Source organism: Haloferax sp. S2CR25, assembly GCF_031624535.1.
Lineage (GTDB): Archaea > Halobacteriota > Halobacteria > Halobacteriales > Haloferacaceae > Haloferax > Haloferax massiliensis.
This window is the reverse complement of record NZ_JAMQOO010000001.1, coordinates 559931-582919: the sequence shown is the minus strand read 5'-3', so window position 1 is coordinate 582919 and position 22989 is coordinate 559931. Positions and strand designations below refer to the sequence as shown.

The window sequence follows — 22989 nt, the reverse complement described above, 5'->3', positions numbered from 1 at the left end:
GCCGCGATACCGTCACCGCATCGTCAGCACCAGCGCCGCGAGGACGACGCCGACGACGACGCCGGCACCGAGGGTGATCGCGAAGCTCTCGAACAGCGAGGCGAGGGCCACCGCGAGGACGAGCGCGAGGAGCGCGAGGCCGAACACCGGGGCCGCACGCGGGTCGACGCTCGGGAACACGTCGGCGATGCTTTCGGTGACGCTCGGTTCGGGCTCGGGTTGCTTGGGTTTTGAGAGCGTCTCGTCCACGTCGACCGGCGGTTTGCCACCGGAGCCGGGTTCGACGGTCACGTCGACGTATCTCGTCTCCGAGCCGTGGCCGGAGACGATTTTGAGCTTCCCCGACACCGGTTCGGGCGGCGAGGTGACGAACACCTCGACGGTCTTGGTCTGGCCGCCGTCGACGAAGTGGTTCCCTTCGGACAGGCTCGCCGCGCGCGAGAGTTCGTCGTCGATGTGGAGGTAGACGTGCACCGCCTGCCCCTCGTTCGCGAGTTCGACCGAGAACGGCCCGTTCGTCGAGAACGACGGCGCTACCGAGAGGTCGTGAGGGCGCTCGTCGTTCAGCGTGACGGTGAGCGGCGCGTTCGACACGGCTTCACCGTCGAGACGAGAATAGAAAAACGTTCAGGTCCGATGAGGTGTCGTTCCTCAGTCGTCGCGCATGTCCGGCGGCAGGAGGTTCGGGATGCCGTCCTCGATGGGGTACACCTCGCCGGTGACCGTGCCGATGAGCCGCCCCTCGATGATTTCGTCGCCGTCGCGCTCGTCGACTTCCAGCTCGAGTTCGCTCTTGTCGAGGGGGTCACAGAGGATGTCCATCAGGGATTCTTTCATCGTCGTGACGGTGGATTGCGCGAAGTAAAAGCGTACGGGTTCGCCGCCGTCGCGGCGGTGGTCGGCGGACGGAGACGCGCCGCCACGAGGCGGGCGACAGCGCGGCGCTCAGTTGTCGAACGGGTTCTCGATGTGGACCGTCTGCTCGCGGCCGGGGCCGACGCCGACGGCGTAAATCGGCACGTCGAGTTCGTCCGAGAGATATTCGAGGTAGTCCTGTGCGGCGTCGGGGATGGCGTCGTAGCCCTCCTCGGCGACGGCCGCCCAGTCCACTTCCGGCCACGTGTCGAACTCCTTGAGGACGGGTTCGCACTCGCCCCAGCGCTCGGTCGTCGCGGGCATCGTCAGGCGTTCGTCGCCCTCCAGTTCGTAGGCGTGGCCGACCTTGACCTCGTCGAGGCCGGCGAGCACGTCGAGGTGGTTGACGGCGATGCCGGTGAAGCCGCTGACGCGGGCGGCGTGGCGGAGCATCGGCATGTCGAGCCAGCCGATACGGCGCGGGCGGCCGGTGACGGTGCCGAACTCGCCGCCCTTCTCGCGGATGAAGTCCGCGAGCTCTTCGTCGCGGTCGTCGTCTTTCAGCTCGGTCGGCATCGGTCCCTCGCCGACGCGGGAGAGGTAGGATTTGACGATGCCGACGACCTCGCCCTGTCCGACGACGGTCGGGCCGACGCCGGTGCCGGTGGCCGCGCCGCCGGCGGTCGGGTTCGAGGAGGTCACGTACGGGTAGCTCCCGTGGTCGATGTCGATGAGCGTGCCCTGCGCGCCCTCGAACATCACGTTGTCGCCCGCCTCGCGGCGCTCGGCGAGGAAGTCGCCGCAGTTGACGGCCATGTCGTCCTCGCGGAGGCGGCGGCCGATTTCGGTGTACTCCTCGACGAGCGCTTCCACGTCGCACTCCTCGCCGGCTTCGAGACCGTACACGTCCTCGATGAGCGCCTGCTTCTGGGGGACCACGTACTCCAGTCGCTGGCGGAGCACGTCGGGGTCGAGCAGGTCGCCGACGCGGATGCCGCGGCGGCCGGCCTTGTCCTCGTAGGTGGGGCCGATGCCGCGGCCGGTCGTGCCGACGGTGAGGTCCGAGTCGGCCTTCGCCTCCTCTTCGATGTTGTCGAGGCGGCGGTGGTACGGCATGATGACGTGCGCGCGCTTGGCGAGGCGCACGTCGGGGTCGAGGCCGCGCTCGCGGAGGTCGTCGATTTCGGAGAACAGCGTCCGCGGGTTGATGACGCAGCCGTTTCCGAGGACGCCGACCTTGTCGCGGACGGCCCCGCTCGGGACGAGCGAAAGCTTGTACTCCTCGCCGTCTTCGACGACGGTGTGGCCGGCGTTGTCGCCGCCCTGATAGCGGACGACGATGTCAGCGTCGCCGCCCCACAGGTCGACGAGCGCGCCTTTGCCCTCGTCGCCGAGTTGCGAACCGACGATGGTAACAGTCATACGTCGGCCGTTCCCCGCGCCGGACTAAACAGATTACGGTCGCGGCCGACGAGCAATGCACAGGCGTGCATAATTCAATCTCAGTCACCGAAAAATACGCCATGAACACGCATTGACGTGGCGACGGATAACACAACGGTTAATTAGTGTCCTCAGTAAGGTCGGGTTACCGGATTTTTCTCCGACTCAGAGGGCAAGGCTTAAAGCCTCCCAAGAAGAGTTAACAAATGGCATGATAGACCGACTTGAGAAGGAAGTCGATATGTTGGAGCGCCATCTCCAGGTCCTGAAGATGGTCATCGAGAGTGAGCCAATCGGCATCGTGAAGATGTCCAACGAGACGGGCTACCCGCACCACAAGGTCCGCTACTCCCTCCGCGTCCTCGAAGAAGAGAACCTCATCGAACCCTCCAGCCAGGGCGCAATCACCACCGAGCGCACCCAGGAGTTCGTCGACGAACTCGACGACAAGCTCGACGAAATCGTCGGCAAGCTCGAATCGATGAAGATCGAGGAAGCGGCCGAAATCGAGAACTAACCACACTTCAGGCGCACGCGGTCGTTCTATCCTGTTTCGTCCGACGAGTCTCTCCGGGCACGACATCGGACCGGCCGCGTTAGCGACGCTTCGACGCGGACGGTGCCGGCTGTACCGACGCGACACCACGGACACTCGCCGCGGTCGCCCCCGGGCACGAATCGCTCTCGGGCACCGCGGTCGTCTTACTATCGTTCAGTAACGTTGACAGCCGCGGGGCTCTCCGCGCGGCCGTCACAGAAGACCGAACGCAAAACAGAACAGCGACGCCGAGGGGGTCGCCGACTCAGAGGTCGGGAACGTTCAGGTGGAACTCGCCGCCGCGGGCCTCCACCAGACAGAGGTGGTAGCCCTGCTTCCGCGAGAGCTTCACGAAGCTCTTGCGCTTCGACCGGCTCAGGAGACCGCCGCCGGTCTCCTCGGTGGCGGCTTCGAGCGCGCCCGGCTCGAAGAAGCTCTTCGTGACCACGAACGCCGAGCCGAGCGTCTCTTTCGCGTTGGCGACGCTCTTCGAGTCCTTGATGAGCTGGGTGACCATCGGCCGAGTCGCCGGGTCCCGCGAGTCGTTCAGGTTCGCCACGAACAGCGGCTCGCCCATCTGGTCGCGGACGATGATGTCGAACTGCCGCGACTCGGATTCGCCGTCGCCGAGGGGTATCGAGACGCTCCCGTACAGCTCGATTCGGTCGGCCTTCGGAATCGAGTCGAAGACGCCGGCGAGGCTCGACCGATTGCCCGTCTCGCCGATTTCGTAGAGCAGGTCGGTGACGACCCACTTGGCGAAGCCGTACTCGGGCGTCTCGTGGAGGAACTCCTCGTAGGGCTGGCCGTCGATGCCGAGCCCCTCCGTGTCGAACGTGGTGTGGTGTTCCAGCCGGAGGTTCTCGACGACCTCCTCGCGGGAGGCCTGCCCGTCGTGGGCCTTCTCCAGCGTCGCCTCGCCCTTCCGGGCGTAGCGGACGAACAGGTTCGTCCCGCGGAGCGCCTCGTCGGCCGACATCGAGCGGTCGGTCGACCGGATGCCCGCCTCGTCGAGCTGTCCCCGAAGCCGCTCGACCTCGGATTCGAGTTCGGCGACGCGGTCTTCCAGCTCCTCGGCGCGCGAGCGGTGTTCGTCCCGCTCCTCGCGGAGGGCGTCGCGCTCGGATTCGAGCCGGTCGCGCTCGGACGCCAGCGCCTCGACTCGCTGTTTCAGCGACTCGGCTTCCGCCGGGTCGACGGCGGGCTCTTCCGGCGTCTGTTCGGCCGGCTGAGACTGCTGCTGGGTCGGCTGGTCTTCCGGTGACGGACGGGAGCCGCCGCCCGCGCCGCCCCGCGACGGGCGGTGATGCGTCGCCTGCTTCGTGTTCCGCTGGTGGCTCCGTGGCGTCCCGGGGCGGCCGTCGACGGACTCGCCCTCGGCGTCGCGGGGGTCGAGCGAGGGAATCGACCGGGCGTTTCGCCACTGCGCCTCGGCGGAGAACACGTCGTCGCCGGTCGCGTCGTCCCCCGCGGGCGGCTCCGGAGACGCCTGCTCGCCGTTCTTCTGCGGGGTGTCGACGACGACCGACCCCTCGGCCGTCGGGGACCGCGACTCGGACTCCTCGGGCGCAGGCCGCTTCGCGGGCGGCGTGGTCGGCTCGGCTTGCGCCGGCGACTGCGGCCCGCTCGGCGGGGCAGACGGGTCGGGAGTCGCCTCGGTCTCCCCGTCGTCGGGAGTCGACGAGTCGGACGGCTCGGCGTCGTCCGCGGCCGCGTCGGCCGAGACGGCAGGGGTCGGCTCTTCGTCCGCCGACCCGTCATCGACTGGTTCGCCCTTGTCGGTGTCGTCGTCAGCGTCGGCGGTCTCGAACGCGGCCGGTTCGTCGGCGGCCGCGGGGTCGTCTGCGCCCTCGGCGTCGTCCTCGACCTCTTCGTCACCCGCCGGAGCGACGCCGCCCGCGGCGACTCCCGCCGTCTCGTCGGCCTCCTCGTCGGGGTCGCCCCCGGGAATGTCGACGAGGTCGATGTCCACGTCGTAGACCTTGTAGATGCCAACCTCGTCGCTCGCGCGCTCGAACGCCTCGTCGCCGGTGATGAGTCGCCTGCTGTTGCCGACGAAGGCGGCGCTCATCGACTTCCCCCCGTGGTAGACGACGTAGTAGTCGCCCGAGAGCACGTTCTCCGACAGTTCGACGTAGCCGGTGAAGCCGCCCGCCGAGAGCGTTCCGTCGGCGTCCTGCAGCGGCGTCTCCTCCGTGTAGTACTGCGCGCGGACGTCGCCGCCGGTCTCCCGCATCGCGTACAGGAGCGGCAGCGCCGAGTCCGGTGCGCGATACGCCTCGAACGATTCACCCTCGAAATCATCGACCGTCCCGTCGAAAACCCCGAGGAGACGGCCGTTGAGCATGAATCCCCACGTCATGCCAGCGACGACGGCTCCTGTGAAGCCGTCGTCCGCGAGCGACCGGAGGCCACCGTGGCCTCGTTCGGCGGGCGCGGAGTCCCACCCGGTCACCGCGTCGATAATCTCGCTATCCATTTGGCGTTACATCACCGGAACCGAATCAAATACTTTCCGGGCGAACCGAGTGAACGTTTAGCTCAGTTCACACTTCAGCGCGTCCGTCGTGACAGATTCGCTCGCGTCCGTCGGCCCGGCCGGGAGAACGGTTATACGAGTCCGCCGAGACGAGTCGGTCGTGACCAGCCACGACGACCGGTTCGTCCACTACCTCCGCGCGAAGGAGTCCGTGGACGACCGCGCGCTCCACCGACCGACGCTGGCGAGCCTCGAAGACCGGCTGGAGGCGCGCGCCGAGTCGCGTTCGGGAGAGCCGCTTCGCGTCGTCTCGGTCGGGGCTGGAACGGGCGCGATGTGCCGGCGACTCCTCTCGTGGGGCGTCTTCGACGCGCACGACGAGATAAAGTACGTCCTCGTCGACCGAACGCGCGGGATGGCGGACAACGCGGCCGCGGCGTTCGCCGAGTGGGCTCGCGCCGCCGGCTGGACCGCCGAGCCGACGTCGAACGGCTTCCGCATCGACCGCCACGGCCGCTCCGTCTCTCTCACCTACGTGACGAGCGACATCTTCGAGGCGATGACGGTCCTCCCGAAGGCCATCGACCTCGTGGTCGCCCACGCGGTCCTCGACGTGCTCCCGCTTCGCCGCGCGGTCGCCGCGCTCCTCTCGCGGCTGACCGACGACGGCCTCTTTTACGCGCCCGTCACGTTCGACGGCCGAACCGCGTTCCGCCCGAGCCACCCCCACGACGACGACGTCCTCGGCGCGTACCACGAGACGATGCGCGGCGACGACCGCGCGGGCCCGGACACCGGCTCCGACCTGCTTTCCGTCCTCCCCGACCTCGGCGCGTCCGTCGTCGCGGCCGGCGGCTCCGACTGGGTCGTCCACCCGCCGCACGACACGGAGGCGCGAGTCTTCCTCGACCGAATCCTCGGCTTCGTCGAGGCGTCCGTCGGCGAGGCGGACGCGGTCGACCGCGAGACGCTCGACGGATGGCTCCGCGCCCGACACGACGGCCTCGCGGGCGACGAACTCGCGTACATCGCTCACAACCTCGACGTGCTGGCCGAACTCGACTGATTACTCGGGCGCTGACGCGTTCCCGTCACCTCGGCTCCGTCCGTCGTTGCCGCCGCTTCCGTCCCGGGTGTCGGCGTCGGCGTCGGCGACACCCCCGAATCGCCCCGAGACGTAGCCCCAGTCCCGAGCGAAGCCGACGAGGAGCGCCGCGGCCGCGACGCCGGTCACGAGGGGCATCCACGGGTCGAAGACGCCGGGCGCGAGCGCCAGCGGGACGACGGCCATCTGGACGCCGGCGAGGACGCGCCGCGACGCGCGGGGCGGGAGGTCGAACGTCGGCCGGCCCGCCCGCTCGCGGAGTCGGCGGCCGAGGAGAAACACGTACCGCGCCGCGCCGACCGAGAGATACCACCACGCGAGTTCCCCGAGGAGGACGCCCGCGAGGGGGGCGACGAGGAGGCCGAAGGCGTCGACCGCGGTGTCGAGTCGCGCGCCGAGTCGGCTGACGCGGTCGAGCCTGCGGGCGAGCGCCCCGTCGAGCGCGTCGAGCGCGGCGGCGACGCCGTAGCCGACGGCGGCGGCCCACGCCCACGACGGACTCAGCGGCCCGTGGAGCGCCACGCCGGCCACGCCGGCGACGCCCGCGACGAGAAACCCGCGGGTGAGTGTGACCGCGGTCGGGACTCCGAGGCTGTCGTACGGGCGGCCCGGTTCTGCCGACTCGGATTCGCGTCCGTCGCCGAGTGCGACGTTCTCGTCCGCGTTCGCGTAGGCGTACGCGCAGAGTCCGACGACGACGAGCAGGGTCCCGGCGGCCCACGTCGCGGCGGCGGTCTCGGGCGAGGGGTCGGCGCGCGAGACCAGCCACACCCACTCGGTGGCGAGCAGTCCGCCGAACACGAGCGTGGCCGCGGCCGCCGCGCCGCCGGTTTCGAGCACGCGGCGTCTCGTCCGGCGGGTCGGCGGTGGGGTCGCACCCCCGTCGGCCGAGAGCGTCACGGTCGTCGGCTGTCGCCTCGGCGGTCGGACGGTGTGCTACACATACCCGTACTGGGGTACGGACGTCGGTTAAGTATTCCTCGCGTAACAGCTCCGCGGGGCCGAATCAGGGGCGTCACTCGGGACCGAAGCGGCGACTCCGAAGTTCGACCACTCCGAGGAGAAGCAGATACGTCGAGAGCCCGGCCGCGACGACGAGGAGCGACGTCGGCCCGAAGGCGACGACGCCGAGGGCGGTGCCGACGATGGCGAGCGCGACGGACGCGACTCGCACGCCCCGTCGTTCCCACAGTTTGCGGACGCTCGACGCCCGCACCGAGAGCGCGATTTCGAGGGCGAGCGCCCCGACGACGCCGACGAAGACCGGCTCGGCCGTCACCGGGGGACGCAGGAGCACCGCCGCGGCCGCGACGGGGACGAACATCGCTCCGGCGAGCGCGGCGTCTCGGCGGCGGGTCATGGAGCACCTACCGCGTCAGGACGCTTTTAGCCACCGGCGGTCATAGCGGGTGTATGTCTATTTCGGGCGACGGCCCCGGGTTGTCGAAGGCGAAGCGGCGACTCGGCCGCTATCTCGCGGGTGCCGGGCTGTTGATGCTCACGTTCTCCATCGCGTACCAGTGGGCGGCGGGCTTCTTCGCCGGCGAGGACATCTCCTTCCTCCAGGCGGTCCACGTCGTCGTCGAGACGTTCACGACGACGGGCTACGGCGAACAGACCCGGTTTTGGGTCGACCATCCGCCGTTGCTCGCGCTGTCGATTCTGATGCAACTCACGGGCGTCACGACCGTCTTCCTCACGCTCCCGCTGTTTCTCGTTCCCCTCGTCGAAGACGCCCTGCGGACCGCGCCGCCGACGGCGTCGACGCACACGGACCACGTCGTCATCTGTACGTTCACCCCGCGCGGCGACGCCCTCGTCGACGAACTCGACTCGATGGACGTCCCCTACGTGATTCTCGAAGCCGACCGCGACCGCGCCGAGGAGCTGTACGGCGAGGGCTACGAGGTCGTCCACGGCGACCCCGAAGAGGTCGAGTCGCTGGAGGCGGCGAACGCGCCCGAGGCGCTCGCCATCGTCGCCGACGACGACGACGAGACGAACGCGAGCGTCATCCTCGCCGCGAAGCAGGCCGCGCCGGACGCCCGCGTGGTCAGTCTCATCGAGGACCCCGAGGTCGCCGACTACCACCGCTACGCCGGGGCCGACCGGGTCGTCTCGCCGCGCCGGCTCCTCGGCGAGAGCCTCGCGGGCAAGGCGACCACGTCCATCTCCTCCGAGCTCGGCGACGCCATCGAAATCGGCGAGGACTTCGAGGTCGCGGAGTTGCTCGTCCAGCGCGGGAGCCCCGTCGAGGACCGGACCATCGCCGAAAGCGGCATCGGGGAGGTCACCGGCGTCAACGTCATCGGCGCGTGGTTCTCCGGCGAGTTCGTCTCCCCGCCCGCCCCCGACGCCGTCATCGACGAACACACCATCCTGCTCGTCGTCGGCCGCGAGAAGCAACTCGAAGAGCTCCGCGCGCTGACGCTGTCGTCGGCGCGGCGCTTCCGCCGCGGGACCGTCATCGTCGCCGGATACGGCGAGGTCGGCTCCACCGCGGCCGAGACGCTGGCGAGCGCCGGCGTCCCGCACCTCGTCGTCGACAAACGGGACAAGCCCGGCGTGGACCTCGTCGGCGACATCACAGACCCCCAGACGCTCGCCGAGGCGAACGTCTCCGAGGCCCGCGGCGTCCTCCTCGCGCTCGACAACGACACCACGGCCGTCTTCGCCACCCTCGTCTCCGAGCGCGTCTCCGAGGAGACGGAGGTCATCGCCCGCGCCAACGAGACCGAGAGCATCGCCAAACTCTACCGCGCCGGCGCGGACTACGTCCTCGCGCTGTCGACGGTCGCCGGGCGGATGCTCGCCTCGACGGTGCTCGACGAGGAGGTCATCGCCCCGCAGTCCCAGATAGAAATCGTCCGGACGCACGCGCCCGGCCTCGTGGGGCGGACGCTCGCCGGGGCCGACGTTCGCGCTCGGACGAACTGCACCGTCATCGCCGTCGAGCGAGGCGGCGAACTCGTTACCGAAATCGGGCCGGCGTTCCGGGTCGAAGCGGACGACGACCTCGTCGTCGCCGGCGTCGACGAGGACATCTACCGGTTCAACGAACAGTTCGGGTGAGCGGCCGCTGACGGGTCGGTCCGGCCGTCGGTCGACGGTCGCGGCTCTCGGAAAAGAGCGGTTCGAAAGAATCGGTGCCGCGGCGTCGCGGCGACGGACGGTGGCGTTACGCGCCGACTTCCGCGCCGACGTAGAGGACGACGACGAGGAAGATCCAGACGACGTCCACGAAGTGCCAGTACATCGAGGCCGTGCTGACGGAGACGTGACGCTCGGCGGAGTACTGCCCGCGGAGCGCGCGGACGAAGACGATACCGAGAAGCACCGCGCCGAGGCTGACGTGGAGGCCGTGCAGGCCGGTGAGGCCGTAGAACGCCGACCCGAAGATGCCGTCGGTGATGGCGAAGTTCGAGTGGACGATGAACTCGTAGTACTCGTACACCTGCCCGCCGATGAATATCACGCCGAGCAGGAGCGTGACCGCGAGGCCGAGGACGAAGTTACGGTGGTTCTCCTCGCGGATTGCGACGTGCGCCCAGTGGAGCGTGAAACTGGATATGATGAGGATTGCGGTGTTGGCCAACACTAACGACCCGGTTAGCTCCGGTAGCTCCTGCGGCGGCCACGTCCCCGCGCGGATGAAGAAGTAGTACGTGAACAGCGCGCCGAACGTCCCGAGTTCGGAGCCGAGGAACGCAATCATGCCCCAGCGGAGCTTCGATGCGCTCTTCTGGCTCGCGTCGCGCGACCAGAAGTGGCTCACGAACGCGTGGTACAACCAGCCGTAGAGTCCGGCCAGGAAGAGGAAGATACTGCCGATGAACACGGCGGGACCCGCCGTCTGACCGACGATTCCGTCCTGTCCTAAGACGTACAGCCCGGCACCGGCGTAGATGCCCGCGCCACCGACGGCGGTGACGAACGGCCACCAGCTCGCCTCGCCGAAGCCGCGCGGCCAGTCCTGAACCGCCGGCAGGTGATGGCCGTGGTCGTCGTGTGCTTCTTCGGTACTCATAGACGCCCGTTATGCTTGGGTTACTAAAAATCCTCCCAAACTGCGTTCGTCACGGGACCGCATGGGTCTCGAACCGCGGTTCCGACGGCGACCGCGACGGCTCCGACACGGGACGCTCACGAGGGTCGGTTGCTCGGCGCGTTCGGCGGCGCTCGACGCGAGAAGAGACGCGAAAACGGAGCCGCGGCCCGGCGGTGCGGGTGCGTCGGTCAGTCGGCGTTCGTCGTCGCCCGGTGGAACGGCTGTCGCGAGATGGTCTCGCGCATCTCCGCCAGCGACTCGGAGCCGGACCCGTTCATCTCGGTGACGACGGCGAACACCTCTTGGCGGGAGATTTTGACGCCCTCGCCCGTCACCGCGTGCTCGGGGTTGGCGACGAGTTCGCGGAGCGTCCCGACCGCGAGCAGGAACGGAATCGCCCACGCGGCGAGCGTGTTGCCCTCGCGGAGCGGCACCGTCTCCAAGTAGGTCTGGGCGTCGTCGAGGAACGACTTGGCGTGTTCGGCGGTCCGCCTGACGACTGAGGCCGTCCGGTCGTTGTGCTCGGGCGAGACGACTTCCTCTTGGGGGACGCCCGCGTCGTCGAGCCAGTCGGCGGGGAGGTAGACGTTGTTCTCGGAGGTGTAGTCGTCGTGGACGTCCTTCGCGATGTTCACGAGTTGGAGGAGCAGGCCGAACTCCTCGGCGGTGTCGTAGAGCCGCGAGCGGCGCTCGCTGTCGACGTTGCCGCGGGTCACGAGGTTCGTGATGAGGTTGCCGACGGTGCCGGCGGCGTAGTAGCAGTACTCCTCTAACTCCTCGCGGGACTGGATGCGGAGCCCGCCGGTCTGGGAGTAGCGTTCGACGAACATCGCCATGCCCGAGACGAGTTCGCGGACCGGCGGCGTGACCGCCTCCCGCACGTCCTCCGGAAGCGCCTCGAACGTCCGGAAGACCCGAGCGGTGTTGGCGACGACCATCCAGTCGTCGGACTGTTCGCCCTCCGGGGGGAGGTGCGGCTGTACAGCGGTCACGAACTCGTCGACGGTGGTGTCGTCGTCGGGGTCGAGCGCGCGGTCGTAGAGTCGAAGGAGGTGTGCCTGCTCGTCGGGCGCGATTGAAGACGAATCCTCCACGGTGTCGGCGATTCGACAGAGGAGATATCCGATACAGATGTGCGACGCCATCGGTTCGTCGAGGACGTCGACCGTGAGGGCGAAGGTCCGAGAGACCCCCTGAACTGCATCGTGACACCAATCGAGGTCGTCATCAGTTGCCGGTGGCCGGGCATCGGCGTGTCGAGACATTCGAAGCGTACCCGTATTACGGAAGGGGGGATAAAAAGTCTCGTGGGGGACCGACCCCAGCGGCGCTCGTCGGCGGTACAGGAGAAAACATAAGCATAGTCGATGACAGACTCACGTATGGACTTCGCGCTCACTGCGGAGCAGAAGCAAATCAAGGAGATGGTCTCGGAGTTCGTCGACGAGGAGGTCAAGCCTCGCGCGGCGGAGATAGACGAGACCGACGAGTTCCCCGCCGACCTCGTGCGCGAGATGGGCGAACTCGGCTTGATGGGTATGCCCTTCCCCGAGGAGTACGGCGGTGCCGGCCTCGACTACCACTCCTACGCCATCGGCCTCGAAGAGATTTCCCGCGGCTCCGGCGGCCTCGGCACCATCGTCGCCGCCCACACGAGCCTCGCCGGCAACATGCTCTACGAGTTCGGAAACGAGGAGCAAAAGCAGACGTACCTGACGCCGCTCAACGAGGGTACCGATATCGGCGCGTTCGCGCTCTCCGAACCCGGCGCGGGAAGCGACGTGCCGGCCATGGAGACGACGGCGAAGAAAGACGGCGACGAGTACGTCGTCGACGGCGGCAAGCTCTGGATTTCGAACGGTTCGGTCGCCGACACGGTCGTCCTGTTCGCCAAGACCGACCCCGACGCGGGCAACAAGGGCATCTCGTCGTTCGTCGTCCGGCCCGACGATGACGACGGCTTCATCGTGGAAGGCACGGAGCACAAACTCGGCGACAAGGGCTGTCCGACCGCCGAACTCCGCTTCGACGGCATGCGCATCCCCGAAGACCGGCTCCTCGGCGACGAGGGCGACGGCTTCGTGCAGGCGCTGAAGACGCTCAACGGCGGCCGCATCACCATCGCGGCGCGGTCTATCGGTATCGCCCGCGCCGCCCTCGACGACGCCGTGAAGTACGCCGGCGAGCGCGAGCAGTTCGACCAGCCCATCGGCGACTTCCAGGCCATCAAGCACAAACTGGCCGACATGGACACGAAGGTGCAGGCCGCGACGCTCCTCATGCACAAGGCCGCGGACCTGAAGATGCGCGACGAGACGTTCGTCAAGGAGGCCGCGCAGGCGAAGCTCTACGCCAGCGAAATCAGCCGCGAAGTCGCCAACGAGGGCATCCAGATTCACGGCGGCTACGGCTACACGAAGGACTTCGCCGCCGAGCGCTACTACCGCGACGCGAAGCTCAACGAAATCTACGAGGGGACGAGCGAGATTCTCCGCAACACCGTCGGCGACTGGCTCCAGAAGTAACCGTCAGTCGACGACCGGGCCGCCAGCGTCGGCCGCGCCCGCTGCGTCGCCCACCTCGTCCGCGTCGGCCGTCCGTCGCTCCCCGTTTTCGACTCGCGCCGCGAGCCATTCGTAGTACGATTCGACCCGGCCCGCCCCCGCGTCGGTGAGGGCGTACACGTCGTAGATTCCTTCAGTCCGGCGTTCGAGGTGTCCCGACTCCACGAGCGCGTCGAGCGTCCCGTAGAACGACTGGGGGTCGATTCGGAGGTCGTAGTAGCGTTCCAATCGGGTCTTCAGCTTCTGTCCGCGGAGTTCGCCCGCGTCGTAGAGGACGGCACACAGGTCCCGGCGGCGGCCGCTCTGAAACCACATACCTCCTCCTCGGCGGAGGGACACACGTCACTTTCGTTCCGCGGTCCGCCGCTCGCCCGGTCCCGTCTCCCGCCCGCCGGAACCGGTAGTTTAGACAGGCCGTGCTCCCTAGCGGCTCGCATGACCGACGCAACCGCCGAGGCGAACGGCGTCACCGCCCGGTACTACGTCACCGACTCCGAGCGCGTCCTCGAATTCGACCGCGACGGCCGAACCGCCGCCGTCGCCCAGAACGTCGACGGCTACGCGATGCTGAAGGTCCGCCCCACCGTCGACGGCGACGAACTCGAACGCTACTACGGGTTCGACATGGCACTCGACCACGCCGCGGAACTCCTCGGCGTCTCGCCGCACGACCTGCCGGTCCCGGAGGACGCGGCGGACATGGGGATGTGACACCGGCGGTCGGCCGCGAATCCACTCGTTAACGGGGAATCACTTTTGCCCTGCGCAGCTGTGAGTTGCCGATATGCCCGGCGAGGGACTTCTCCAGCGAGCGCGCCGCGCCGCGAAGACCGGTGGTCCGCCGGCGCTTATCACCGCGGGCATCGGCGTCGGCGCGACCGGCGCTGTCGGCTCCCGCATCGAGTCGCAGACGACCCCGGTCGCGCGCGGTGCCGCACAAACCGTCGGCGTCGAACCGGAACTGGGGCCGTTCGTGTTGCTGGTCGCCGCCGCCCTCGTGTTGGTCGTCGCGCTCTTCGTCCCGGAACTGTTCGACCGCCGTCGATAGGGGTGGTAGCGTCCGGTCAGCCCCAGTAGAACCGCGGGCCCAGAAACAGGTAGCCCAGCGCCAAGAACAGCAGGCCGAACGAAAACCCCTCGCCGACCGTCCCGGAGCAGACGATTGCGAGGCCCTGCACCGCGCCCATGACGAGCGCGTCCTGCGCGTGGAGGTCCGGGTAACACACGTCAGAGAGCATGAGCGCGGCCATAATCGCCGAGAGGCCGACGAGCAACATCGGCTCGACGAAGCCGACGAGCACGCCCGCGGAGAGAATCGTCGCCGCGAGCGTCGTCGGCACCCCGATCGTCTCGTCGGACCCGCTGTCGTAGGCGGTGTACAGCGCCAGTCTGACGACCGCGGCCGCGACGAACAGCGCGGCGACGCCGACGCCGGCGACGACCCGGACACGGTCGAAGCCCCACATCTCGCGGACGACGGCGACGACGAGCAGGGCGGGGGCGACGCCGAAGGAGGCCACGTCCGCGAGGGAGTCGAGGTACGGCCCGGCGTCGGTCCCGCCGTAGCGTCGGGCGACGACGCCGTCGAGACCGTCGGCCATCGCGGCGAGCAGGATGACCTTGGCGGCGAGGTGCACGTCGACCGCGGTTAACACCGCCGCGACGAAGCCCAGCGCCGCGTTCCCGGCGGTGACCACGTCGGCGGGGCCCAACCGACCGACGAATCGGGGTCTCATACCGATGCGATTGCGCACCTGCCCTTTCCCTCTTACGTTCCGTCCGCCGGCGGCCGGCTTCTCGTCGTCGCCGTCCGAGCCGGCCGAGAGCGGCGTTTTCCCTCCCGCTCGGCGGTTCGGCGGGCGAACCATGCGACATTTATCGGTCGCGTCCCGAGAGGCGACCATGCGAGACCACGGGTCTTCGGACGACGGTCGGACGCGACGCCAGTTCCTCGCGGCGGCTGGAGCGGCCGCGACGGCCGGCCTCGCGGGCTGTGCGACCTTGACCGCGTCGGGCGACGACTTCGACATCGGGATGACCGCGGTCGCGTTCGACCCGCCGACGGTGACCGTCGAGGTCGGCGACGAGGTCGTCTGGCGGAACACGAGTTCCCGCGGCCACACCGTCACCGCCTACGAGGGCACCCTTCCCGAGGGAGCCGCGTTCTTCGCCAGCGGCGGCTACGAGACCGAACAGGCCGCCCGCGACGCCTACTCCAACTCGCTCGGCGGGCTCATCGGGAGCGGCGAGACGTACACCCACACCTTCGACGCGCCCGGCGAGTACGAGTACCTCTGTATCCCCCACGAGCAGGCCGGCATGGTCGGCACCATCGTCGTCGAGGAGTAAGCTCGGCGCGCAGTGTCTGTTCCGGGATTTAGCACCTGACCGGAGAGCGACGTCTCTCCCGCTCGGAGCGCAGTCGGCGAAAAAGTCGAACTTCGAAGTCGAGCCGTCGGCGAGACGGGCTTACGCTTCGGTCGCTTCGTCCTCGTCGACGTCGACTGCGACGTCGTCCTCGTCGACGCTGACGGCGGCTTCCTCCTCGGCCTCGACCTCTTCGGGGTGGGCTTCGAGGGAGAACTTCTTGACCTCGACGCGGCGCAGGGGGTAGATGACCTTCGCGTCGCCGTAGATGGCCGACGAGAGGCGACCCTCGACGACGCTCTCGGTGAGCGCGTCGTACGTGTGGCCCGTGATGGCCTCGCGGGTGAGCTCCGTCATGATGCGACGGATCTCGTGTTCCTGGCTGCGGTCTGCCTTCTTCGTGGTGAAGGCGACGGGCTGGACCTGGACGCGGTAGTCGTCCTTGGTGATGGCCGTGACGTTGGCCTCGATTTTGGACGCGCCGCGGCGGACGAGACTACGGAGGTAGTCTCGGGTGAGCTCCTGCTGGATGAACTCGGTGTAGGCGGCGTCGCTGCCCACGTCGGTAATCTTGAACGTGAGCTTGACGTTGTTCGCGCCCTGGTCGTCGTTGAGGTCGCCGAGGGTGGACTCGACGGTGCGACCGTTGATCTTCTCGGGTTCGTCCGCGAAGGTCGAACCGAGTTCCTTACGGTCGAAATTCTCGGGAGCGATGACGGTGTACCATCGCTTTCCGCGCTTCTGCTTGGAGACGGATCGTTCACTCATGGTTAGTGTCTGTGTGCGTTCGTGTGGCTTCGATGACGGTCTCGGCGACCGTCACGTTGACGACGTAGTCATCGACCGTGGCGTGTAGGCCGCCGGTCGAATCGCGTTCGATTGTGGTGACGAGTTCGTCCCCCTCGACTCGGGTGCGCATCGACTCCGTGTTGTCCGGGACGAGCGCGCCGGCGACGATGCCGGGGTCGTCGTGGGTCGTCCGCAGGGTCGCACGCCGGGTCATCGGCGCACCTCCCTGACGGCCGCGACGACGTCGCTCGACTCCGCCGCGGAGTCGAACGTCATCGTCGCCTCCGACGGCGACCCGGTCGCCGAGGCGTCCGGCAGGTCGCTCGCGGCCGCGGCGAGGTCCTCGTCCAGTCCGGCGGGGCCGGTCGAGACGAGGGCCGCGGCACCGACGCCGACCGCGAGAACGGTCGGCTCGGGCGAGCGGAAGTCGCGGGCGAGCCTCGCCACCGTGGCGAGTCGCCCCGGCGACGACAGGTCACAGGAGAGCGCGTAGAGGCGCTCGTAACGGCCCGTCGTCGCCTCGCGGAGCGCGGCGTGGGTCGCCCGCGCGTGGTCGCGCCACGCGTCGAGCGCGGCGTCCCGAACGTCGTGTCCGAGCGCCAGCGCGACGGCGGTCCCGGGCGACTCCCGGACGGTCGCGTCGAGCACGTCGGCGAAGCCGCCGACGGTTTCGAACGGTCCGTTCGGGGTCGCCTCCGGGCCCAAGACGCGTTCGACGGCGGTCGCCGCGCGAGCGGTCGCCTCGCCGCTCGTCGCCTCGATGGCGACGAGGGACGCGACGCGCCTGCGAGCGTCCGCGTCGAGTTCGGCCGGGAGCGACAGTTCGGCGAGCGTCGCCTGCGCGCGCTCCCTGTCGGCCGAAAACGGCGCGTGGACGAGCGTCGAGTGCGCCAGCCCGTCTGCGAGGTCGCCCGTGGGGACGGCCACGCCGGGTCCGGCTTCGACGCCCGCGGCGTCAGCGAGTTCGGTGTCGTCGTCCGGCGTCTCGCCGGCGGCGTGGAAGCCGGCCAGCGCGACCGCCGGGTCGGGGTCGACACCGAGTTCGCGGACGACCGAGACGGCGTCGTTCGGGTCGAGTTCGAGGTCCGCACCGGCGTCCGACAGCCCGATGGCCGCCACAACGTCGTCGTTTGCGACAGTGTCCGGGGCGTCGGTCGCGCGGATGCGGAAGGGGACGTCGAGTGTCCTGAGCGCCCGTCCGACGACACCCGCGGCTGCGACGGCGGCACCGCTCCCGTGGACGCGGAGACGAACGAACGTCGCCTCGCGCAGGGTCGCGGCGGCGTCGGCGGCGGGTGTCTGTTCGGCGGGGCTCACGGACATTCAGTTACTCTTCGAGGAGTTCGACAGCGACGTCGTAGCTGTAGGTGAAGTCGTCGTCGAGCTTGTCGCCGCGGTAGTACGAGACGAGGCGGCGAATCTTCGACTCCGTGTTCTGGAGCGCGCGACGGTTGGACTTGTCCTGCTGGTTCTCCTCCATGTGCTCGCGGAGGCGGATGGCGCGCTCCATGAGGTTGCGGAGGTCCTCGGGGAGGTCGCCTGCGGCGTCGTTCTCCTCAAGGATGGCAGTGACCTTCTTGCCCGTGGCGAGCTTGACGTCGGGGACGGGAACGCCCTTGACGCCTTCGTCGCGCAGGGACAGGCCGATCTGGCTCGGGTCCTTGCCCTGTTCTGCAAGTTCGACGACGCGGGCTTCGATGTCAGCCGCGTCGACGTCGCTCCACTCCGGTGCTTCGTCTGCCACCGGCTTGTCCGAGCTGGACGAGCCACGGCGGCGGGTGTGCATTCGTGCCATTGTTGCGGGTTGGAACCGCACTGACCGCAGAAACGAGTACCCCGCAGTCGTATCACCGACTGCCGGGGCACTACCGCAATCCCAAGCCCAAACGGGCGAAGTCAGATTTGCGGCCGTGCTGGATTCCCATCGAAGTGTCCACACGCGCCGGGTTAAACCGTTTCGACTCGGCCCCGCCTCGTCCCGGTCGGAATCGAAGGGCTTCTAAACGGGCGACGGCTATCGGAGGGTGCGGGCTCGTAGATCAGTGGTAGATCACTCCCTTGGCATGGGAGAGGCCCCGGGTTCAAATCCCGGCGAGTCCACTCACTTTCTTCCGTCGCTTCGCTCCGTCAGTTGTTCGTGGACTCGCCGACGTCCCACTCGCTGCGCTCGCGGGACTCCCGGCGAGTCCACTAATTTCTCTCTGGACTTCCGACGAGCGGAGCGAGTCGCGAAGCCAGAGTAGATTAGTCCTGTTCGAGACGGGACTTGAGCAGCGAGCAAATCTTCGATTTGCGAGTGAGTTCAAATCCCGGCGAGTCCACTCACTTCGTCTGCGGGCGACCCGTGAGTCGCCCGCATGGCATACGAGACGGCGATGCCGTCTCGCTCTGCTCGCGGGACTCCCGGCGAGTCCATTTCTGAACGAAGTGAAAAAATGGCGAGCCGATGCTACGGCTCGGTGTTTCGCCGCGAACTCACGCCTCGTCTTCGTCTTCGAACACGCTCATGTCCTTCGCCGCGAGGTCGGTGACGTGCTTGACGATTTCGGGGTCGACCTGCGCGATGTCGTCGCCGTCGTGGACCTGTTCGTTGTGTCGCTCGATGGCGTCCGCGACCTCCGAGAGCGGAACGCGAGTGGTCGTGTCGCAGGCCTCACACACCACCGGAACTTCGGGAGCGTCGTCGTCGGTCATACCGGGTCGTTTCGCCAGCGACGGAAAAAGCGAGTCGGTTCGTCGCCGGCGGCATCGAATCCGCGGTGCTCCACCCCGATTCGCTGCACGTCGTCGCCGTCGCGTTCCAGCGTCGCTGTTCGTCCCACGCCCCGACGCCCGTTTGAGAACCCCGCCGTGTTGGCCGTTTTCGGGACAATCACGTACTAGCTCACGTCTTCCGAGATAGTCTGCCGTTCATGTATATACGCAGACAATAGATGTGGCGACTGCCGGATGCATCGGAGACGGTGCGGGTCTGGTTTCTGAGGCGAACACGACGACACAGGAGCAGGTGACCGAGCCACCGGCGACGTCGAACGCCGCGCGACCGACGGTGGGACGTTGGTCGTCTTCACCGACCCGAACCGAGCGACTGACGAGGAATGAACTCTCAGCGAATCGGAACGGCGGTCGACCGCCTCCCACGCGACCGCCCCACGGCCGTCGAACGATTCGAAGCCCTTATTTATTCGACCGGGGAATGAATGATTGCGTTTGAGGGCTCGTAGATCAGGGGTAGATCACTCCCTTGGCATGGGAGAGGCCCCGGGTTCAAATCCCGGCGAGTCCACTAATTTCTCTCTGGACTTCCGACGAGCGGAGCGAGTCGCGAAGCCAGAGTAAATTCGTCCTGTTCGAGACGGGATTTGAGCAGCGAGCAAATCTTCGATTTGCGAGTGAGTTCAAATCCCGGCGAGTCCATTCTCCGAACGCCGCTGTGTCCACTTGGCGGAGAACTGTGGCCCTTTGTCGATATTGCCGAGTGCAACCGTTAGCGGAAGAGATTATGAGCGCGTGCAGACCACATTACGCCGAAGTCATTCTACCTGTGGCTTTTTGTCTGATTACCAACTAGTCTCAGGGTATGGCTCAACTGATATATCATCCGAAGGGGAGTTACGACCGAGGGGAATCTCCGTTCGACAAGGCCATTCGAGAGACTGCCAACTCAGACACCGTATGGTTGGTGTGTCCGTATATTAGCCCAAGCTATCTGAGAACTATCCTTTCTGACACAGGCGAGTGGAGAATTATCACCGATGTAGAAGCGTGGGTAGGGACATTTGGAGGCAGTTCCCGGCAGGAAATACAAGAACTCGTAGAAGCGAATCAAGAGCGAATTCACCATTTTCCGGATGTTCACGCCAAAGTGATACTCTCTGATAGCTCTGCTGTCGTCGGGTCTGCAAATCTGACGGAGAAAGGCGTGACTGGGCGGACTGAGATGGGCATCCAATTTGAGGATCAGAATGTGATTGAAGAGTTGCAAGATTGGTTTCTTCGCCTTTGGTCTGAAAGTTCCGCGGTCAACATTGACGAACTTCAAAAATATCTCCACTCTCTATCTGCACTGCCGACGACACGCTTGAGAACTACAGCCTCGGTCTCGTCTGACGCGCCGAGAGTCAATGCCAGCTTTGTAATGGACGAGTCCCAATCAGTAGGGCCTGAGCCGGATGATGATGATGCACGAGAGGCGCTGGTGAATATCCTTGAGTTGGCACCGAGTCAAGAGTGGGCAGAATCTTTCTTCGACCTGCTTGCCGACGTGATTTTCACTTGGGAACTCGAAAACGAAGACTCACGCTTGGTAACTTCCATTACCCGGGGAGACCGCATCGCGGTGTCTATTAACAACCGATACGTGTTAGGCGCGTTTCCGGCGAATGAGCCCGCGGCAGGTTTCATCATCGAGGATGACACGGAGAACGTAGAGAAACTCATTGAGACAGCTGACGAGTATATGGCCTTCAAGGCACTCTCCGGAGAAAGTGCAGACAAAACTCCACATTGGGTCGAGTATAGTGGCTACCCCAAGCGAATGCTGGACCGGTCATTTCGCCGTGGTTGGATGAATGCAATCTCTGATGAATTAGATCGGGCGTCCGGTTCGCCATATCAGAAGTACCACGAACCGCTAGTGTATCGGATGGCAGTCGATGAGATATATCGTAAGCAGATATTGGAAGAGACATACAACAAGAGTGATTCATTGGGTTAGTCAGACACAACTCAAAGGATCAAATAAGCACTCTATCGGATTGGCATGCCACGTGGTCAAGTGACTCTTCTAAAGTATCTGTACGAGACAGGCCAACCTCTGCGGAGGAGTTGGTTGTCGAGATTTGTGGGAGTGACGTGGATATTTGTACTAGTATTCTCAGCCCGCTATCAAAGAGAATCAACACACCCTCAGTTTGCTCTCAGCGGTTGTGTGGGGATACTACTGCCAGCAAGAACGGACGTTACACTACGGCTCAGAGCCTTTGAGTTTCCATTTCCAGTAGTTAGTCCTCAAAAGCCTCAATGTGGTCGGTGAGTTACGGTGAGTGAGTCTGTACTCTGCCTTTGGTTTGAGAGCACCGATCAGATCTCCGATTTGCTAATTTCCCCGTCCGGGTTCTGCCGCCAACGAACCCGGCCTCGCCTCCTCCAAGACCACCTTAATAGCATTCGTGAACACGCCTCTCGAACGATTCTACTTACCGGACTGTCAGGTACCCCGCGAGGTTTTCACCCCGCATCTCCTTCAGTCAGGTAATGAGCGGTCGCCCCCGAGTCCCACTGGTCTATCGCGTCGTCAGAGACCGGACGGCGCAGACCTCGCCGATCGCGGTGGTACTCCTGTTAGCAATCACGGTCGCGGGAACGACCGCCGTCGTCGCCCTCGGCGGCGTCGCCCTCGACGAGACGAAACAGGCGTCCCAACTGACGCGCGCCGAGCACTCGATGACGCTTTTCGACTCGCGGGTCGCCATCTCCGCGCTCGGCGAGGGCGAAACGCAGTACGTCGACCTCAGCGGCACCGGCGGCGGTGCCTACGTCGTCGACGACGACAGCGGCTGGCTGAGCATCACGCACAAGAACTACACCGACGCCGGCGACGACCAAGAGCTCTACAACGAATCGCTCGGGAGCGTCGAGTACCGCAACGGCGACGCCCGCATCGCCTACGAGGGCGGCGGCGTCTGGCGCACGCAGGACGGCGGCACGACGATGGTCTCGCCGCCGGAGTTCCACTACCGCGGTGCGACGCTGACGCTTCCGGTCGTCCGCGTCGCCGGCGACGGGTCGTCGTCGGGCGACGTCTCCGCGAGGGTCGCGGCGACCGAACGCGCCCATCGCATCTATCCGAACGAGACGGCGTACTACGACGAGCTACCGACGGCCAGCTACGACAACCCGGTCAGTAACGGGACAATCGTCGTGACGGTCCACAGCGACCACTACCGCGGCTGGGCGTCGTTCTTCGAGTCGCGGAGCGAGGGCACCGTGACGGTCGACGACGCCAACCAAACCGCGAGCGTGAAACTGGAGACGCTCGGCCTCGTCGGCGAGTTCCAGATGCCGAACGAGGGCACCTCGGTCGACGTGCGCGGGATGGCCGGGAACCACAACGTCTCGACGTTCACCCTCACGCTCTCGAACGACCAGCACCTCCAGAACATGGAGTGGGGGATGTACTACGACGGCGACCAGCGCGACCTCGAACTCCACGTGCAGGCCGACGACAAGTGTAGCGGCGATAGCTACGACGGCACGTTCGACCTGACGCTCTACTACGCGACCGAAGACGGCAGATACCACGGGTGGCAGGCCACCGACCTCGACCCGGACACGAGCGACGCGGTGAGCATCGACTGCTCGCTGAGCAACCCCGAACTCACCGTCGACTTCACGAGTTCGGAGACGATGACCTACGGCGACATCCAGTCGGACAAGGGCTTCGGCAACCAGAACAAGTGGCAGTTCGCCCCCGAAATCGTCGACGGCGAGGCCTACGACAGCGTCACCTTCGACGAGCACGCCGCGGACAGCGGCCAGACGTTCTCGAAGGCCGCAGGCGACACCGCCTCGATGGAGTTCGTCGTCAACCACTACTTCTCGCTCGCCGCGCCGCAGTTCGAACTGACAGTCACGGACGGACCGGGCAACAGCCAGAGCGTCGACGAGTCCGGGTCCCGCGGCGAACTCGACTACGACCAAGCCGAGGGCGGCCAGTTCATCACCTTCTTGCACGTCACGGAAAACGAGGTCGAAGTCGACGTCGAGTGAGCGGGTCCGCCCGCCCGCCGACCCGACGGT

At 66.6% G+C, this 22989-nt stretch carries 24 protein-coding genes and 2 tRNA genes; 11 read left to right on the top strand and 15 right to left on the bottom strand.

Annotated features, from left to right (window positions below):
• Positions 1–12: 12 nt before the first annotated feature.
• The 3 genes from NDI65_RS03050 to NDI65_RS03040 form a co-directional block, all read right to left on the bottom strand.
• Positions 13–594: a hypothetical protein gene (locus tag NDI65_RS03050; RefSeq protein ID WP_089778421.1), complete on the bottom strand. Its 582-nt coding sequence runs from the start codon at positions 592–594 to the stop codon at positions 13–15.
• A gap of 57 nt (positions 595–651) precedes the next feature.
• Complete coding sequence (locus NDI65_RS03045) at positions 652–837, bottom strand: methytransferase partner Trm112 (RefSeq protein ID WP_013035425.1); 186 nt, start codon at positions 835–837, stop codon at positions 652–654.
• Between the two features lie 108 nt (positions 838–945).
• The gene (locus NDI65_RS03040; RefSeq protein ID WP_089778418.1) at positions 946–2277 is read right to left on the bottom strand and encodes an adenylosuccinate synthase; all 1332 of its coding nucleotides are present in this window, start codon (positions 2275–2277) and stop codon (positions 946–948) included.
• 232 nt (positions 2278–2509) lie between these two features.
• On the opposite strand from NDI65_RS03040, the gene NDI65_RS03035 reads away from it, so the two are divergent.
• Positions 2510–2815 carry a hypothetical protein gene (locus NDI65_RS03035; protein WP_004043804.1) on the top strand — a complete coding sequence of 102 codons (306 nt, stop codon included), beginning with the start codon at positions 2510–2512 and terminating at the stop codon, positions 2813–2815.
• Between the two features lie 286 nt (positions 2816–3101).
• On the opposite strand, the gene NDI65_RS03030 is transcribed toward NDI65_RS03035, so the two are convergent.
• Entirely contained in the window at positions 3102–5315 is a 2214-nt protein-coding gene (locus NDI65_RS03030) for a hypothetical protein (protein ID WP_089778417.1), read from the bottom strand.
• Positions 5316–5475: 160 nt separating this feature from the next.
• Between NDI65_RS03030 and NDI65_RS03025 the strand changes: the two genes are divergently transcribed.
• On the top strand, positions 5476–6381 hold the full coding sequence (locus tag NDI65_RS03025; protein ID WP_310893395.1) for an SAM-dependent methyltransferase: 906 nt from the start codon (positions 5476–5478) through the stop codon (positions 6379–6381).
• Here NDI65_RS03025 and NDI65_RS03020 read toward each other — a convergent pair whose 3' ends face one another.
• Positions 6382–7260 carry a CDP-alcohol phosphatidyltransferase family protein gene (locus tag NDI65_RS03020; protein WP_310893394.1) on the bottom strand — a complete coding sequence of 293 codons (879 nt, stop codon included), beginning with the start codon at positions 7258–7260 and terminating at the stop codon, positions 6382–6384.
• 175 nt (positions 7261–7435) lie between these two features.
• Positions 7436–7780: a hypothetical protein gene (locus tag NDI65_RS03015; RefSeq protein ID WP_089778415.1), complete on the bottom strand. Its 345-nt coding sequence runs from the start codon at positions 7778–7780 to the stop codon at positions 7436–7438.
• A gap of 53 nt (positions 7781–7833) precedes the next feature.
• Between NDI65_RS03015 and NDI65_RS03010 the strand changes: the two genes are divergently transcribed.
• Entirely contained in the window at positions 7834–9492 is a 1659-nt protein-coding gene (locus NDI65_RS03010) for an NAD-binding protein (protein ID WP_089778413.1), read from the top strand.
• 106 nt (positions 9493–9598) lie between these two features.
• Here NDI65_RS03010 and NDI65_RS03005 read toward each other — a convergent pair whose 3' ends face one another.
• A complete protein-coding gene (locus NDI65_RS03005) occupies positions 9599–10447 on the bottom strand; it encodes a heme-copper oxidase subunit III (RefSeq protein ID WP_089778410.1) in 849 nt (282 codons plus the stop codon).
• Positions 10448–10656: 209 nt separating this feature from the next.
• Complete coding sequence (locus NDI65_RS03000) at positions 10657–11733, bottom strand: phytoene/squalene synthase family protein (protein ID WP_089778408.1); 1077 nt, start codon at positions 11731–11733, stop codon at positions 10657–10659.
• 117 nt (positions 11734–11850) lie between these two features.
• Between NDI65_RS03000 and NDI65_RS02995 the strand changes: the two genes are divergently transcribed.
• Entirely contained in the window at positions 11851–12993 is a 1143-nt protein-coding gene (locus tag NDI65_RS02995; protein WP_089778406.1) for an acyl-CoA dehydrogenase, read from the top strand.
• Between the two features lie 3 nt (positions 12994–12996).
• On the opposite strand, the gene NDI65_RS02990 is transcribed toward NDI65_RS02995, so the two are convergent.
• On the bottom strand, positions 12997–13347 hold the full coding sequence (locus tag NDI65_RS02990) for a DNA-binding protein (RefSeq protein WP_089778404.1): 351 nt from the start codon (positions 13345–13347) through the stop codon (positions 12997–12999).
• Positions 13348–13467: 120 nt separating this feature from the next.
• On the opposite strand from NDI65_RS02990, the gene NDI65_RS02985 reads away from it, so the two are divergent.
• Both NDI65_RS02985 and NDI65_RS02980 read left to right on the top strand, forming a co-directional pair.
• Positions 13468–13743: a hypothetical protein gene (locus tag NDI65_RS02985; protein WP_007273463.1), complete on the top strand. Its 276-nt coding sequence runs from the start codon at positions 13468–13470 to the stop codon at positions 13741–13743.
• Between the two features lie 73 nt (positions 13744–13816).
• Positions 13817–14080, top strand: coding sequence for a hypothetical protein (locus NDI65_RS02980; protein ID WP_089778402.1), 264 nt, complete (start codon positions 13817–13819; stop codon positions 14078–14080).
• A gap of 16 nt (positions 14081–14096) precedes the next feature.
• On the opposite strand, the gene NDI65_RS02975 is transcribed toward NDI65_RS02980, so the two are convergent.
• On the bottom strand, positions 14097–14768 hold the full coding sequence (locus tag NDI65_RS02975) for a protein sorting system archaetidylserine synthase (protein ID WP_089779895.1): 672 nt from the start codon (positions 14766–14768) through the stop codon (positions 14097–14099).
• Between the two features lie 166 nt (positions 14769–14934).
• Here NDI65_RS02975 and NDI65_RS02970 point away from each other — a divergent pair, with 166 nt between their 5' ends.
• Positions 14935–15381, top strand: coding sequence for a plastocyanin/azurin family copper-binding protein (locus NDI65_RS02970; protein ID WP_089778400.1), 447 nt, complete (start codon positions 14935–14937; stop codon positions 15379–15381).
• Positions 15382–15501: 120 nt separating this feature from the next.
• Here NDI65_RS02970 and NDI65_RS02965 read toward each other — a convergent pair whose 3' ends face one another.
• Genes NDI65_RS02965 through NDI65_RS02950 form a run of 4 tightly spaced genes read right to left on the bottom strand, consistent with a single transcriptional unit; the run spans position 15502 to position 17983 of the window.
• Positions 15502–16167 carry a 30S ribosomal protein S3ae gene (locus tag NDI65_RS02965; protein ID WP_089778398.1) on the bottom strand — a complete coding sequence of 222 codons (666 nt, stop codon included), beginning with the start codon at positions 16165–16167 and terminating at the stop codon, positions 15502–15504.
• Positions 16160–16402 carry a KEOPS complex subunit Pcc1 gene (locus tag NDI65_RS02960; RefSeq protein WP_089778396.1) on the bottom strand — a complete coding sequence of 81 codons (243 nt, stop codon included), beginning with the start codon at positions 16400–16402 and terminating at the stop codon, positions 16160–16162. The genes NDI65_RS02965 and NDI65_RS02960 overlap by 8 nt, the downstream gene beginning before the upstream one ends.
• Positions 16399–17511 (bottom strand): exonuclease, encoded by a 1113-nt coding sequence (locus NDI65_RS02955; protein ID WP_310893393.1) that lies wholly within the window; start codon positions 17509–17511, stop codon positions 16399–16401. Before NDI65_RS02955 ends, NDI65_RS02960 begins: the two co-directional genes overlap by 4 nt.
• A 4-nt stretch (positions 17512–17515) precedes the next feature.
• A complete protein-coding gene (locus tag NDI65_RS02950) occupies positions 17516–17983 on the bottom strand; it encodes a 30S ribosomal protein S15 (RefSeq protein WP_042666676.1) in 468 nt (155 codons plus the stop codon).
• 233 nt (positions 17984–18216) lie between these two features.
• Between NDI65_RS02950 and NDI65_RS02945 the strand changes: the two genes are divergently transcribed.
• Positions 18217–18288, top strand: a tRNA-Ala gene (locus NDI65_RS02945).
• Between the two features lie 375 nt (positions 18289–18663).
• On the opposite strand, the gene NDI65_RS02940 is transcribed toward NDI65_RS02945, so the two are convergent.
• Positions 18664–18882: a hypothetical protein gene (locus NDI65_RS02940; RefSeq protein WP_089778394.1), complete on the bottom strand. Its 219-nt coding sequence runs from the start codon at positions 18880–18882 to the stop codon at positions 18664–18666.
• Between the two features lie 520 nt (positions 18883–19402).
• Between NDI65_RS02940 and NDI65_RS02935 the strand changes: the two genes are divergently transcribed.
• From NDI65_RS02935 to NDI65_RS02925, 3 genes are all read left to right on the top strand, one after another.
• A tRNA-Ala gene (locus NDI65_RS02935) sits at positions 19403–19474 on the top strand.
• A gap of 294 nt (positions 19475–19768) precedes the next feature.
• Positions 19769–20905, top strand: coding sequence for a phospholipase D family protein (locus NDI65_RS02930; RefSeq protein ID WP_310893392.1), 1137 nt, complete (start codon positions 19769–19771; stop codon positions 20903–20905).
• Positions 20906–21444: 539 nt separating this feature from the next.
• Positions 21445–22959: a hypothetical protein gene (locus NDI65_RS02925; RefSeq protein ID WP_042666674.1), complete on the top strand. Its 1515-nt coding sequence runs from the start codon at positions 21445–21447 to the stop codon at positions 22957–22959.
• Positions 22960–22989: the final 30 nt, after the last annotated feature.

Coding starts and splice junctions, on each gene's coding strand:
- NDI65_RS02990 (WP_089778404.1), bottom strand. CDS start 13,347: ATGTGGTTTCAGAGCGGCCGCCGCCGGGACCTGTGTGCCGTCCTCTAC.
- NDI65_RS02980 (WP_089778402.1), top strand. CDS start 13,817: ATGCCCGGCGAGGGACTTCTCCAGCGAGCGCGCCGCGCCGCGAAGACC.
- NDI65_RS02950 (WP_042666676.1), bottom strand. CDS start 17,983: ATGGCACGAATGCACACCCGCCGCCGTGGCTCGTCCAGCTCGGACAAG.
- NDI65_RS02930 (WP_310893392.1), top strand. CDS start 19,769: ATGGCTCAACTGATATATCATCCGAAGGGGAGTTACGACCGAGGGGAA.
- NDI65_RS03015 (WP_089778415.1), bottom strand. CDS start 7,780: ATGACCCGCCGCCGAGACGCCGCGCTCGCCGGAGCGATGTTCGTCCCC.
- NDI65_RS02970 (WP_089778400.1), top strand. CDS start 14,935: ATGCGAGACCACGGGTCTTCGGACGACGGTCGGACGCGACGCCAGTTC.
- NDI65_RS03010 (WP_089778413.1), top strand. CDS start 7,834: ATGTCTATTTCGGGCGACGGCCCCGGGTTGTCGAAGGCGAAGCGGCGA.
- NDI65_RS02960 (WP_089778396.1), bottom strand. CDS start 16,402: ATGACCCGGCGTGCGACCCTGCGGACGACCCACGACGACCCCGGCATC.
- NDI65_RS02940 (WP_089778394.1), bottom strand. CDS start 18,882: ATGACCGACGACGACGCTCCCGAAGTTCCGGTGGTGTGTGAGGCCTGC.
- NDI65_RS02975 (WP_089779895.1), bottom strand. CDS start 14,768: ATGAGACCCCGATTCGTCGGTCGGTTGGGCCCCGCCGACGTGGTCACC.
- NDI65_RS03000 (WP_089778408.1), bottom strand. CDS start 11,733: ATGTCTCGACACGCCGATGCCCGGCCACCGGCAACTGATGACGACCTC.
- NDI65_RS03040 (WP_089778418.1), bottom strand. CDS start 2,277: ATGACTGTTACCATCGTCGGTTCGCAACTCGGCGACGAGGGCAAAGGC.
- NDI65_RS02955 (WP_310893393.1), bottom strand. CDS start 17,511: ATGTCCGTGAGCCCCGCCGAACAGACACCCGCCGCCGACGCCGCCGCG.
- NDI65_RS02965 (WP_089778398.1), bottom strand. CDS start 16,167: ATGAGTGAACGATCCGTCTCCAAGCAGAAGCGCGGAAAGCGATGGTAC.
- NDI65_RS02925 (WP_042666674.1), top strand. CDS start 21,445: ATGAGCGGTCGCCCCCGAGTCCCACTGGTCTATCGCGTCGTCAGAGAC.
- NDI65_RS03045 (WP_013035425.1), bottom strand. CDS start 837: ATGAAAGAATCCCTGATGGACATCCTCTGTGACCCCCTCGACAAGAGC.
- NDI65_RS02995 (WP_089778406.1), top strand. CDS start 11,851: ATGGACTTCGCGCTCACTGCGGAGCAGAAGCAAATCAAGGAGATGGTC.
- NDI65_RS03030 (WP_089778417.1), bottom strand. CDS start 5,315: ATGGATAGCGAGATTATCGACGCGGTGACCGGGTGGGACTCCGCGCCC.
- NDI65_RS03005 (WP_089778410.1), bottom strand. CDS start 10,447: ATGAGTACCGAAGAAGCACACGACGACCACGGCCATCACCTGCCGGCG.
- NDI65_RS03035 (WP_004043804.1), top strand. CDS start 2,510: ATGATAGACCGACTTGAGAAGGAAGTCGATATGTTGGAGCGCCATCTC.
- NDI65_RS02985 (WP_007273463.1), top strand. CDS start 13,468: ATGACCGACGCAACCGCCGAGGCGAACGGCGTCACCGCCCGGTACTAC.